The sequence below is a fragment of the Mesorhizobium sp. AR02 genome (assembly GCF_024746835.1).
In the GTDB taxonomy this organism is placed as follows: domain Bacteria; phylum Pseudomonadota; class Alphaproteobacteria; order Rhizobiales; family Rhizobiaceae; genus Mesorhizobium.
Genome location: NZ_CP080531.1, coordinates 6,564,018 through 6,576,802, shown reverse-complemented (window position 1 = coordinate 6,576,802; position 12,785 = coordinate 6,564,018). Strand labels below are relative to the sequence as shown.

The following is a 12,785-nucleotide window of genomic DNA, read 5'->3' as shown; positions in this document are numbered from 1 at the left end:
GTGGAATGGGCATAATTTTTGCGTTTGGCTCGCCGTTTCACGTCACCAAACAACATGCGCGGCAAGATTGCCGATTGCGGGACCATGAAATTCCTTGTCGCGTTAAGGGTCTGCGGGAATTGCACTGACCCGACGCCGGATTCGGTAACATACTCGTGATCGGCTGTTAAGACCTCGCGCTGAACAACTTGAAAATTCTTTCGCCTTACATAAGCGTTGTCTAATTTTCGGTGCTGAATGCTTCTCAAGCCGAATAGAATTGCAATTTTCAGGAAATGCTTGGGCTGACCTGAACGGCTGCAATGAGGCGCATTGTAGACATTCCTGGGTCTGACCGTCTACGCGCCCGATCCCTATCAAGCCTTTCACATCGTAGAGCGAAGAAGAGCCTGCATGTGTTCTGGCAGGTCGAGTTCGCAGCGCGCCTCGATCTCCAAAAGATATCGGGCCTTCCCCAGGCGATCGACTTCCCAGACCGCAGGAAAGGTGCAGATGGCCAGTAGTGCCCTCTCCTCCTTTCGGCCAGCCTTGATGTGGTCGCGGCTGCGGCTACCCTTTTCGTGGACGGCCTTGCCGAATGATATGTACGCTGTCTTGTGCGCCTCAATCAGCCCTTGCAGGTCGTTGGATGGCTGCCGATCTCGGCTCAGCGGCTTTGTGCCGAGAGCGTTTGCTGCAACGGTCGAGGCGGCGACTGCGCAGCCGGAATGGAAGAGCAAGGCGCGGCGACTGATCCTGGAATTACGGTGACAGTGCACTTTTTTCGCCGATAGCCCGCTAAACCAAGCGATGCCTCGACTGATACGGACATACTGGAGCCGGTTGCGATAGGGTCGGCCCCGGCAAGGGAGCAGCCACCATGAATGATCCCAGCGCAGGAAAGCCCACCTCCGACCCGCAGCAGCTGGAACCCATGCTGATAGCGAGACAGCATGCGGGCGATGTCGACGGTATGGTCGCCCTGTTCGAGGCGGATGCCGTGATCGACTGCGGCGACGGACGTTTTCTGCGCGGCCGCGAAGCCATTCGTGACTACTATGCCGGGATTGTCGCGTCCGGACGGAAGTTTGCGATCGGCGAGCAGTGCCCGGCGCTTATTTGTGGTGACCTCGCGCTCACCTCAACCCGGCTTCCCGACGGCGACATCACCAGCGAGGTTGCCCGGCGGCAAAGCGACGGTTCGTGGCTTTGGGTGATCGACCGCTATTCCGTCGCTTGGGATTAAGACTTTGGCCCCGGGCCAAGCGCTTGCGCCGTCCGGAAAGCCCGGCCGGCCCTTCACCGCAGACGCATCGAAAATCCACTGCGGCCGCTACGGACGCAGTCCTGGCGTTCAGCAATTCGGTGTGGCTAGCGCCGTAACGCGTATACGCCCGCCATGGTTTCGCCGGCGACGGGCAGCGCCATGTCGTCGTCCAGAAGCCGCGTAATCCGGGCAAAGCCGGTGAATGCCTTCCTGGCCTCCTCCGCCGACATCTGCCCCGACAAAGCGGCCGAGCAGCAATTCAGCGCGCACTGATACACTGGCCCACGTCGTCCCGTCGGCCATTTACGCAAGAAAACCATCGCCTCGGCGACACTATCCACTTCTTCTACAGGGTGTCCCTGCCCGCGCGAGATTCGCACGGGCGAAAAGAAATGCAGGTAGTCCATCGTTTCCTCCCGGTCGATCGCGATACCGCTCGATCGAACCCAATGAAACGCGCGGTCAGGCGGTTGGTTCCCTGCGAAAAAAGAATCTTTGAAAAAATCTTTTGGTCGATGGATGTCGGCTAAACCGTTGGGAAATGGCAGGCCACTTTGCGGCCGGGTCGATATTCCCTCAGCTCCGGTCGCTCCGTGCGGCATTGCTCAACCGCGATCGGGCATCGGGGGTGGAAACGGCAGCCGGATGGCGGTTTCAGCGGGCTCGGCACGTCACCGGTCAGGATGATGCGCTTGCGCGTCCCGCTGGGCGTCGTCTCCACCACGGGAACCGCCGAGATCAGCGCCTGGCTGTAGGGATGGGCCGGGGCCGCAAACACCTCTTCAGCTGGCCCTTCCTCGACGATCGAGCCGAGATACATGACCGCGATGCGGGTCGACACCTGACGCACCACCGAGAGGTCGTGGGCAATGAAGATATAGGTGAGGTTCAGCTTCTCCTGCAGGTCGGCCAGCAGGTTGACGATCTGCGCCTGCACCGACACGTCGAGAGCCGAGACCGGTTCATCCAGCACGACAAGATCGGGATTCAGCGCGATCGCCCGCGCAATGCCGACGCGCTGGCGCTGGCCGCCGGAGAATTCGTGCGGATAGCGCATGACATGGTCGGGCAGCAGTCCGACGAGATCGAAGAGCTCGGCGACACGCGCGGTGATCTCGCGGGACGAAAGCTTGCCATGGATACGCAGCGGCTCGGCCACCAGATCGCCGACGCGCCGGCGCGGATTGAGCGAGGCCGACGGGTCCTGGAACACCATTTGCAGGCGCCGCCGCAGTGGCCTGAGTTCGGACAGCGATTTCGAGGTGATGTCCTCGCCTTCGAACAGCAGCTCACCGTCCGATATGTCGTAGAGCCTCACCAGGCAGCGCGCCAGAGTGGACTTGCCACATCCGGATTCGCCGACCAGCCCGACGGTCTCGCCGCGCCGCACGGTCAGCGAAACATTGTCGACCGCATGGACGGTTCGCTTGCCTTCGGCGGAAAAGCGGGTGCCGATCGAAAAACGCTTTCCCAGCGAACGCGTCTCGAGGATTGGGCTGTCGGTCATCGGTCCGCTCATGCCTGTGCCACCCGAAAGCACGCCGCGGCGTGGGTCCCACCGCCAAGGTCGGGCTTGCCGGTCACGCAGGGCTCGTAGTGAACCGGGCAGCGCGGACCGAAGGCGCAGCCCTGCGGCAAGCGCAGCAGCGACGGCGGCGAGCCCGGGATGGCCGGCAGGCGGCGCGGTTTTTCGCCGGTCAGCGGCGGGATCGACCCGAGCAGCGCGCGCGTGTAGGGGTGTCTAGGATCGGAGAAAAGCTCCATGCGGCTGCCACGCTCCACCACGCGGCCCGCATACATGACCATGACCCGGTCGGCGAGTTCGGAAACCACGCCCATATCATGCGTGATGAAGACCACAGCCGATTTGTGCGTCGCGCGCAGCTTGCGCACGAGGTCGAGAATGCCGGCCTGCACCGTGACATCCAGCGCCGTGGTCGGCTCGTCGGCCACCAGCAGCGCCGGATTGCAGGACAGCGCCATTGCGATCACCGCGCGCTGGCGCATGCCGCCCGAAAGCTGGTGCGGGTAGCGCGACATCGCCTCGTGCGGGTTGGGAAAATTCACCTCGGCCATCAGTTCTTCGACGCGCTCCATCGCCTTGGCCTTGCTGATTTTTTGGTGCGCGCGGATCTGTTCGGCGATCTGCCAGCCGATCGTGTAGACCGGCGTCAGCGCCGTCATCGGATCCTGGAAGATCATGGCGATCTCGTTGCCGCGCAGGCGTCTCAGTTCACGCGGTGGCAGGCCGACGAGCTGGCGGCCCTTGTAGCGGATCGAACCTTCGATGCTGGCGTTGGGATCGGTGATGAGGCCCATGACGGCCAGCAGCGATACGGTCTTGCCGGAACCGGATTCGCCGACGACACCGAGGATCTCGCTTTCCTCGAGGTCGAAGGAAACGCCATCGATGGCCCGCACCAGGCCGTCATTGGTGCGGAAGGATACTTTGAGGTCGCGCACCGACAGTATCATGATGTCCTCAAGCGCGGATCGAGCAGGATGTAGACGAAATCGACGACCGCATTGGCGATGACCACGAACATGGACGCGTACATCACCGTCGCCATGATCATCGGCAGATCGAGGTTCTGCAGCGCGTCATAGGTGAGCTTGCCGATGCCGTGCAGTCCGAACACCACCTCGGTCAAAAGGGCTGAGCCTCCCACCAACGCGCCGAAGTCGAGGCCGAACAAGGTAACGAAGGCGATGAGCGATGTGCGCAAGGCATGGCGCAGCAGGATGCGCGTCTCCGACAGGCCTTTGGCCCGGGCCGTGCGGATAAAGTCTTCCTGCAGGGATTCGATGATCGCCGCGCGCAACACGCGCCCATAGATGCCGATATAGAGAATGGCCAGCGTGATCCACGGAATGACCAGCGTCAGGAACCAGCCTTTTGGATCGTCGGAGAAATTCTTGTAGCCGAGTGGCGGCACCCAGGAGAACGCCCAGCTGTCGTGGTAGCGGCTCTGGGTGATCAGGTTCATCACCTCGCCCAGCCAGTAGACCGGCATGGAAATGCCGAGCAGGCCCAGCGCCATCAGCAGCTTGTCCAGCCAGCTGTCGCGGGTGGCGGCGGCGACGATGCCGATGACGATGGAGACAACCACCCACAGGATCGCCGCTCCGAACACCAGCGAGAGCGTGACCGGAATTGAATCCATGACTGCCGGCACCACCTTCCAGCCCCGGTTGACGAAGGAGGTCAGATCGCCTGTGACGAAGATCTTCTCCATCATCTTCACATATTGCACGTAGAGCGGCCGATCGAAGCCAAAACTGTGGCGCACCGCTTCCAGCACTTCGGGCGATGCATTGCGGCCGGCGATGCGCGCCGCCGGGTCGGCGCCCGGCGTCGCGAAGAAGATCAGGAAGACGATGACCGAGATGCCGAACATAACGAACAGCATCTGACCGAAACGGCGCAGGATGGCGTAAAACATCAGTCGCGCCCCAGCCGAACCTTGGAGCGCGGGTCGAGCGCGTCGCGCAGGCCGTCGCCGAAGACATTGAGTGCCATGACCGAAACTGCGATCGCCAGGCCAGGCACCAGCGCCACCAGTGGCCTGGTGTAGAGCAGCGCCTGTCCATCCTGGATGATGGTGCCCCAGCTTGCAGCGGGCGGCTGCACGCCGATCGACAGGAAGGAAAGCGCCGACTCCGTCAGCATGTTCAGCGCCATCATCAGTGGCACGAAGACGATGAGCGTGGTGGTGATGTTGGGGAGGATATCGCGCCACAGGATGCGCCACCCGGGTACACCCAGATTGATCGCGGCGAACACGAACTCGCTGTGTCGCAGCGACAGCACCTGCCCGCGTATCGGACGCGCCACATAGGGCACGTAGACGATGCCGATGATGATGACCGGCAGCCACAGACTGCCGGACTCGATCTCGATCGGCCCGATCGAAATGCCTTGCGCGATGGTGACGATGGAAAGCGAGATCGCCAGCAGGTAGATCGGGAACGCCCACAGGACATCCAGCAAGCGCGACAGCACCGTATCGGTGATGCCGCCGAAATAGCCGGCGATCAATCCCGCCGCCGTGCCGATGATCAGCGTGAAGATGGTGGCCGCCCCGGAGATCAGCAGCGAGCTCAGCCCGCCATAGAGCATCCTGGCCATGACATCGCGCCCCTGGCTGTCGGCGCCAAGGAAATAATTGCCGAGCCGCCAGGTCGGACCGAGCGGCGTGTAGCCAAGCCCGAGCCCCTCGGTCGACTGTTCCATCACCGGGACGTCGGCGCCGTCGATCTGGATGACGGCGTCGAGCGTCGAGGCGAACGGGTCCACGCCGGCCCATTTCGCGTAGAGAGGCGCACTGAGGCAGGCAAGGACGATGAGGAGGAACACGGCCAGGGATGCCATGGCAGCCCTGTCCGTTGCCAGCTTCGCAAAGGCGACGGCCCAGGGCCCTCGCGTCTTGCGCGGCATGGCGACAGCTTGGTTCGACACGGACGTGTCCCTCCGCAGGTCGTTACTGCACCCAGGACTGGGTGATCATCCAGTTGAACTGCCGGTTGAACTTGAAATTGCCAACCCGTTTGCTGACGAAGTCAAGCCGCTTCGGCGTGAAGAGGCCGACGGCCGGTGCCTTGTCCGTGATCTGCCTGTCGATTTCGGCCCACATCTTGTCGGCGGCTTTCTGATCGGTCACGCCGAGGTCCAGCGCCTTCTGCATCTTGGCGTCGATATCCTTGTCGCAGAAACCGGCGATGTTGATCGAAGCATCCGAACCTTCACGGAAGGAGGCGCAGCTGAACAGGATGTTCAGGAAGTCGGAAGCCGCAGGATAGTCCTTGTACCATTGGGTAACCGACATCTGCACCTTGTTGTTGGTGTTCTGGATGTAGGTGAACTGGATGTTGGACGAGATCGGCTTGACGTCGGCGACATAGCCGATGGTGGTCAGCACGCTCTGCAGATAGACGCCGATCGACCGCGAAATGGCGGTATCCTCGACGATGATCGTCACCTTCTGGCCCTTGGTGCCGGATTCCTCAACGAGCTGCTTGGCCTTGTCGAGATCCGGCGCCGACCATTTTTCACCGGGGTTCTTGGTGAAGGGGCAATAGTCTTCATGGCCGGGGAAATCCGGTGGCAGGACCTGGCAGACCGGCGAAGCCAGCACCTTGCCACCGAACAGCTTGACCAGCGTGTTGCGGTCGATCGCATAGGCAACGGCCTGGCGGGCCTTTTCGTTGTCGAACGGCGCGAGACGGTTGTTCAGCGGCGCGTACCACCATGCCGAAAGCGGCGAGATGTGCAACTGGTCCATGGACTTGCTGCCGAGTTCGCCCAGGCGATCGCTCGGCAGTGCGTCGAACATCCAGTCGGCTTCGCCGTTCTGGATCGCCGTGACGGCGGCTTCCTCGGACAGGCCGAAATCATATTGTACGACATCCGGGTAACCGTCCGGCTGCGCTTCCTCGCTCCACTGCTTGAAATTGGGGTTGCGCGACACCGTCATGCCCTTGTTGGGATCGAAGGCGGAGATCATGTACGCACCGGTGCTGGGGATGGGCTTGGAGCCCATGTCTTCGGCAGGCGTGTCCGCAGGCAGGACCACGGCGTGTGGCAAGGCAAGCTTGTAGAGGATCTCTGCGTCCGGCTTGGTGAGATTGATGGTGATGGTGCCGGCGGCTTCGTCACCGACAACGCCACCGTCCAGCGTGCAGCTCTTGGTGTCAGCCAGGCATTTGTCGGCGCCGACGATGCCGGCATAGAAGGTGCCGGAGGTCGGTCCGGAAACCTTGAAGATGCGCTGGAAGGAGGCAACGACGTCCTTGACGCCCATATCCTGGCCGCTGGAGAACTTGATGCCCTTGCGCAGCTTGAAGGTGAAGGTCTTGCCGTCATTGCTAACCTGCGGCAGCGCCTCGGCCAGATCGGGGACGATGGTGAAGCCGTCCATGCCTTCGGCCTTGCGGAAGGCCACCAGGCCATCATAGATCGGCTGGTACATCTGCCAGCCTTGGTCGGTGTAGTTGATGTGCGGATCGAGCGTTCCCGCCGCCGAGCGGGCCAGAAGACGGATGGTGCCGCCTCGGTGCTCCTTGAGGTATTCGGCCTGCGCCGGAGCGAGCCACGTGCCGGCCAGCAGTGCCGCGGCTGATGCGGCCAGAAGCAGTTTCTTCATGTCTTAGTTCCCCTTTTCTCAGTTGTCGTTGTCGTCCAGGAAGTCGCCCACCACCCGCATGCACGCATCTTGCTCTTCGACATGCGGCATGTGGCTGGAATGCTCGAATATCTCCCAGCGCGATCCCTTGATGCCGTCCTTGAAGGGCTGCACGGTCGCGGGCGTGGCCTCGTCGTAGCGTCCGGAGATGATCAGCGTGGGAACATCGATGGCCGGCAGGCGCTCGACGATGCTCCAATTCTTCAGGGTTCCGATGACATGGAACTCGTTAGGCCCGTTCATCAGATGATAGACGGTCGGATTGCGTGCGATCTGGGCGAAGGTCTCCGTCACTTCGGGCGGGAACGGCACGCGGCAGACATGTCGTTCGTAGAACCGCATCGTGGCTTCCTGGTAGGCCGGATCGTCCGTCGTGCCGGCCTGTTCGTGCCGGGTCAGTGTCTCCTGCACATCCCCAGGCAGGTCGGCGCGCAACCGGTTGGCTTCTTCGACCCACAGTTTCATGGAGGCCGGCGAGTTGGCGATGGTCAGCGACTTCAGGCCCTTCGGTCGCGTCACCCCATATTCGGCGCCCAGCATGCCGCCCCAGCTTTGGCCCAGCACGTGGAAACCCGCGCGGATGCCGAGATGGTCGACGAGGTTTTCAAGCTCGTCGATGAAAAGCCGGGGTGTCCAGAAGTCGGCACCCATCTCGGGCAGCAAGGTGGAATTGCCGCAGCCCAACTGGTCGTAATGGATGACGGCGCGGCCTCGTCGGGCGAGTAGCTTGTAGGCATCGACGTAGTTGTGGGCGGCGCCCGGCCCGCCATGCAGGATCACCACAGGGGCCTTGTCGCTACCGAGTTCGCCGCTGACCCGATACCAGGTCTCGTAGCCGCCAAAGGTGGCCCGCCCTTCCCTGCCAATGATCTCAGACGACATCCCGATTTCCCATTCCGTTTGACCGCATCTCGTGTTGTCCGTAACAGCAGCCGCTTAGTTCACCCTGCGGCTGGCCTGCACCCACTCTTCCAGCATCTGCACGCCGAAGGCCGTGGCGCCTTGCCTGCCTAGAGGCCGATCGGCGTCGGCCAGCTCCTTGCTGGCGATGTCGAGATGCACCCAGGGGCGGTCTTCGGTGAAATGGCGCAGGAAGGCCGCCGCATAGGGAGCGTCGCCATCTTCCATATCCTTGGCGTGATGGCGCAAATCGGCGAATGGCGATTGCAGCCCCTCATCGTAGGCCCGGTCGAGCGGCAATCGCCAGAACCGCTCGCCGACCGTCTCTCCGGCCGCAATCATCTGCGCGGCGATGGCATCGTCGGTGCTGAACAGGCCGGCGAATATCGATCCCAGCCCACGCGTCACCGAGTAGGTCAGCGTCGCCAAGTCGACGATCACCGACGGGTTGAAGCGCGTGGCCGCATAATGCAGGCAGTCGGCCAGAAGCAGGCGTCCTTCCGCATCGGTGTCGAACACCTCCACGGTCTGGCCCGAGGCGGTCGTGATGATATCGCGCGGCTTGAGCGCGGTGCCGGACGGCATGTTCTCGGCAATGCCAAGCACGCCGATCGCATGCACCGGGCTGCCTTGCCGGGCGAGCGCGATCAGCAGGCCGACGACAGCTGCCGCGCCGCCCATGTCGGCCTTCATGTCGAACATCTGCTCGCCGCGCTTGATGCAGAGGCCGCCCGAATCGAAACAGACGCCCTTGCCGACGAAGGCGAGCGGTTGGGACGGAGCACCTTTGCCGCGATAGCGCAGGACAGCGACCCGTGGCGGCCGCACCGACCCAGCACCAACGGCCAGCAGCGCATTCATACCGAGCTCTTTCAGTTGCGTGGCATCGAGCATTTCGATGTCGATGCCGGCTTCGCGCAGCGGCTCCAGATGATCGTGGAAATTGTCGGGATGGAGATGGTTCGGCGGCAAATTGACCAGCGTGCGCGCATATTCGACGCCGTCCGCAATGGCATTGACCCGCGCCAGCGCCGAGGTCAGCTCCGCGCCTGCTGCCCCGATCAGTTGCACCCGCAAGGTCCGATCCGAGCCCGCGCCCTGGCGCCGGTTGCGCATGTCGAAACGATAGCGCCGCAGCCGCATGCCCAGCGCGACGCGGGCCAGGATTTCCGCACCCGGCAGGTCGACGCCGGTAATAGGGTCGAGGACAAGCGTGGCCGCGCATTCGCACTTGCCTTCCAGATGCGCGGCAAGCAAGCCGCCGGCGCGTGCCAGTGACAGGGCGCTTACGGCTTCGGCTTTGCCCAGGGCCAGGACGATCACGCGCCGAGCCGATACGCCCTGGGGGGCTATGAGATCGATGCAGGTGCCGGATTCGGCCAGGGTGGCCGGATCGGAGCAGGCACGGGACAGAATTCCGCTCATTTCCGCGTCCAGTGCCGCTGCCCGGGGGCCAAAGCCTGCCTGGGCAGTTTGCAAGATCACGACGACAGAAGTTTCCGCGGAAATCTCGTCCGCCGCTTCAAAGACCGGCACTGGCGATTGAGGCATAGACTGGCATTCTCCCATTTGCTGATGACCCCGGCCTCGGCGCAGCGTGGATCATGCGCAAAGCTTCGCCTGCTACCGGTAGGACCGGTGAAGCCGGTCGCGCCGTTGGTGGAATGGTGCAGAAGTTCCCGGATAGTCGTTTTCTTGAGGCGACTTAGTTGCTCTTGCCTCTTGGGTATCCCCGAACAGGGCGAGCGATCAAACGCCAATTTTGCCCAAGTCGATTGACAAAAACTCAATCGACAATTCATGATCGGCCAATGGCCCTACCCTCACTCAACGGCATGCGCGCATTCGAGGCCGCCGCACGTCTCGGCAGCGTCAAGGATGCGGCCGAGGAACTGCACCTGACACCCTCTGCCATCAGCCGCCACATCCGTGCGCTTGAAAGAAATCTCGGCCAGGATCTGTTCGAGCGCGGCTTTCGCCAGATAACGCCGACCATCCGGGGCTCTTACTATGCGCGCAGCCTCTCCGAAGCGTTCGAGGCGATCTGGCGCGCCACCGATGATGTCAGCCTCGCAGACGGCCCGAGCCATAGCAGGACCCAACGTGTCCGGGTCTTGTGCGTGCCGGCCGTTCTGAACCTTTGGCTGGCGGACCGGTTGCCGAACTTTCGCAAACTACATCCGGCGGTGGAACTGGAAATCTCGACATCGGGCAAGCGCGCCAATTTCGATTTGGCCATCGTCGACGAGTTCGTCTACAAGGCCGGGCCGGCCTTGACGCTGCTGATCCCGCTGGTTCTGACGCCGGTCTGTGCGCCCGCATTGCTCGAAGGGCCGGTGCCGCTGCGGTCGCCGGCCGATCTGGTCAACCATCATCTGATCCATGAATGCGAAAGCATGAGATGGAAGCGTTGGCTGGAGCAGGAGGGCGTCTTGGACACGACGCCGAAATCCAGCACAACGCTGGATGACTGCACGCTGATCATGCGCGAGGCGATCAATGGCGCCGGAATTGCGCTCGCCGACACGATGATGGCACAGGATTTTCTGCAGCAAGGCAAACTTGTCGCCCCGTTTCCTGCCCGCCACACCTATCCGGCCGGCATCTACCTGCACCAGCGCCGCAGCATCGGCAACAAGCCGGGCACCGGCCTGTTTCAGGATTGGCTGTTGTCCGAAGTCGAGGACCACAAGCGGGCGATGGCCATTGCTTAGGCGTGGCCGCTGTTACCGAAATTCGAATCACCCGACAGGTCGGTTCAACAGTGGCCCACCGTTGCGCTCCCTCGATAATCGCGGTTCGCATTGAATATCTTTAAGGCCAAAGCCGGCAAATGGATCGGTTGCCGGTTCCCCTGCGTCAGGCTTAACCTGCACGGCCATCGCGTGGAGGCGCGTGGCCAATCAAGGGGAGGATATTGCAGTGACCATAGAAGGCGCATCGCCTGATCTGTACAACGAGGATCTCGCTCCGGCCAAGGTTCGAAACTGGGGGCCGTTTTCGATCTTCAACGTCTGGACGTCGGACGTCCACAGCCTGTGGGGCTATTATCTCGCCGCCAGCCTGTTCCTGTTCTGCGGCGGCTTCGTCAATTTCATCATCGCCATCGGCATTGGCTCGCTGATCATCTACGCGCTGATGAACATGGTTGGTTATGCCGGCGTGAAGACCGGCGTGCCCTACCCCGTGCTTGCCCGCGCCTCCTTCGGCATCTGGGGCGCCAACATACCGGCACTGGTGCGCGCCATCGTCGCCTGCTTCTGGTATGGCGCACAAACGGCCGCAGCCTCCGGCGCCATCGTCGCGCTGCTGATCCGCTCGCAATGGTTCGCCGATTTCAACGCCAACACGCATTTCCTCGGCCATTCCGGGCTGGAAGTAATCTGCTTCGTCGTCATCTGGGCGCTGCAGCTGCTGATCATCCAGAAGGGCATGGAAACGGTGCGCCGCTTCCAGGACTGGGCCGGCCCGGCGGTATGGGTGATGATGCTGCTCCTGGCCATCTATCTCTGCGTCAAATCGGGGACCTTCGCCTTTACCAGCGATATTCCGATGGATGTGCTGCGCGCAAAGACCGCCGACGCCGGCATTCCGGGCGATCCCGGGTCGTGGACGGCACTGTTCGGGGTCGCGGCGATCTGGGTGACCTATTTTTCGGCGCTCTATCTCAATTTTTGTGACTTCGCCCGCTACGCGCCGGACAAGGCGGCGCTGCGCAAGGGCAACATCTGGGGCCTGCCGGTCAACCTCATCCTGTTCTCGCTGGTCGCCGGCGTCACCACCATCGCCGCTTATGACGTCTACCACGAGGTGTTGCTGCATCCCGACCAGATCTCGGCCAAGTTCGACAGCTGGTTCCTGGCGGCGCTGGCCGCCCTGACCTTCGCGGTTGCCACGCTCGGCATCAACGTCGTCGCCAACTTCGTCTCGCCGGCCTTCGATTTCTCCAATGTGTTCCCGCGCCAGATCGACTTCAAGAAGGGCGGCTACATAGCGGCCGTGATCGCGCTTGTGCTCTACCCCTTCGCGCCGTGGGAAGGCAGTGCCGCGCATTTCGTCGGCATCATCGGCGCGACGATGGGACCGATCTTCGGTGTGATGATGGTCGACTACTATCTCATCCGCAAAGGCGAGGTCGACGTCGAGGCGCTGTATCGCGAGGACGGCGAGTTCCGCTTCCAGGGCGGCTGGCACGTCAATGCCTTCATTGCCGCCGGCATCGGCGCGGTCTTCTCGTCGATCCTGCCGAACTTCACCAACTGGCTGCCGTCCTGGTGGGGCGTCTATGGCTGGTTCTTCGGCGTCGCCATTGCCGGCATCATCTACTACGTGCTGCGCACCGCCGCCGTGGGTGCGGGCGCCAGGACGGCGAAGGCCTAAACAAGGGAATAAGGCAGTAGGGCAGTAAGTGAGTAGGGAAATAGGCGCCCTACTGCCCTACTGCGGTTGTGTGCGTC

At 62.4% G+C, this 12,785-nt stretch carries 12 protein-coding genes; 3 read left to right on the top strand and 9 right to left on the bottom strand.

Going from position 1 to position 12,785, the window contains the following annotated elements:
• Nucleotides 1-365 precede the first annotated feature (365 nt).
• A complete protein-coding gene (locus DBIPINDM_RS36020; RefSeq protein WP_258583708.1) occupies nt 366-719 on the bottom strand; it encodes a hypothetical protein in 354 nt (117 codons plus the stop codon).
• A gap of 140 nt (nt 720-859) precedes the next feature.
• On the opposite strand from DBIPINDM_RS36020, the gene DBIPINDM_RS36015 reads away from it, so the two are divergent.
• Nucleotides 860-1,225 carry a YybH family protein gene (locus DBIPINDM_RS36015; protein ID WP_258583707.1) on the top strand — a complete coding sequence of 122 codons (366 nt, stop codon included), beginning with the start codon at nt 860-862 and terminating at the stop codon, nt 1,223-1,225.
• 125 nt (nt 1,226-1,350) lie between these two features.
• On the opposite strand, the gene DBIPINDM_RS36010 is transcribed toward DBIPINDM_RS36015, so the two are convergent.
• From DBIPINDM_RS36010 to DBIPINDM_RS35975, 8 genes are all read right to left on the bottom strand, one after another.
• Complete coding sequence (locus DBIPINDM_RS36010; protein WP_027051844.1) at nt 1,351-1,653, bottom strand: DUF982 domain-containing protein; 303 nt, start codon at nt 1,651-1,653, stop codon at nt 1,351-1,353.
• Between the two features lie 119 nt (nt 1,654-1,772).
• Nucleotides 1,773-2,753, bottom strand: a complete 981-nt coding sequence (locus DBIPINDM_RS36005) for an ABC transporter ATP-binding protein (RefSeq protein ID WP_258583706.1) — start codon at nt 2,751-2,753, stop codon at nt 1,773-1,775.
• Between the two features lie 8 nt (nt 2,754-2,761).
• A complete protein-coding gene (locus DBIPINDM_RS36000; RefSeq protein WP_258583705.1) occupies nt 2,762-3,721 on the bottom strand; it encodes an ABC transporter ATP-binding protein in 960 nt (319 codons plus the stop codon).
• Nucleotides 3,718-4,689 (bottom strand): ABC transporter permease, encoded by a 972-nt coding sequence (locus DBIPINDM_RS35995; RefSeq protein WP_064988653.1) that lies wholly within the window; start codon nt 4,687-4,689, stop codon nt 3,718-3,720. Before DBIPINDM_RS35995 ends, DBIPINDM_RS36000 begins: the two co-directional genes overlap by 4 nt.
• Nucleotides 4,689-5,705 carry an ABC transporter permease gene (locus DBIPINDM_RS35990; RefSeq protein WP_258583704.1) on the bottom strand — a complete coding sequence of 339 codons (1,017 nt, stop codon included), beginning with the start codon at nt 5,703-5,705 and terminating at the stop codon, nt 4,689-4,691. The genes DBIPINDM_RS35995 and DBIPINDM_RS35990 overlap by 1 nt, the downstream gene beginning before the upstream one ends.
• A gap of 22 nt (nt 5,706-5,727) precedes the next feature.
• Nucleotides 5,728-7,389 carry an ABC transporter substrate-binding protein gene (locus tag DBIPINDM_RS35985; protein WP_258583703.1) on the bottom strand — a complete coding sequence of 554 codons (1,662 nt, stop codon included), beginning with the start codon at nt 7,387-7,389 and terminating at the stop codon, nt 5,728-5,730.
• Between the two features lie 18 nt (nt 7,390-7,407).
• Nucleotides 7,408-8,310, bottom strand: a complete 903-nt coding sequence (locus DBIPINDM_RS35980) for a proline iminopeptidase-family hydrolase (protein WP_258583702.1) — start codon at nt 8,308-8,310, stop codon at nt 7,408-7,410.
• A gap of 54 nt (nt 8,311-8,364) precedes the next feature.
• Nucleotides 8,365-9,879: a leucyl aminopeptidase gene (locus DBIPINDM_RS35975; RefSeq protein ID WP_258583700.1), complete on the bottom strand. Its 1,515-nt coding sequence runs from the start codon at nt 9,877-9,879 to the stop codon at nt 8,365-8,367.
• A 260-nt stretch (nt 9,880-10,139) separates the two neighbouring features.
• On the opposite strand from DBIPINDM_RS35975, the gene DBIPINDM_RS35970 reads away from it, so the two are divergent.
• Nucleotides 10,140-11,042, top strand: a complete 903-nt coding sequence (locus DBIPINDM_RS35970; protein WP_258583697.1) for a LysR substrate-binding domain-containing protein — start codon at nt 10,140-10,142, stop codon at nt 11,040-11,042.
• Between the two features lie 208 nt (nt 11,043-11,250).
• Entirely contained in the window at nt 11,251-12,708 is a 1,458-nt protein-coding gene (locus DBIPINDM_RS35965) for an NCS1 family nucleobase:cation symporter-1 (protein ID WP_258583695.1), read from the top strand.
• Nucleotides 12,709-12,785: the final 77 nt, after the last annotated feature.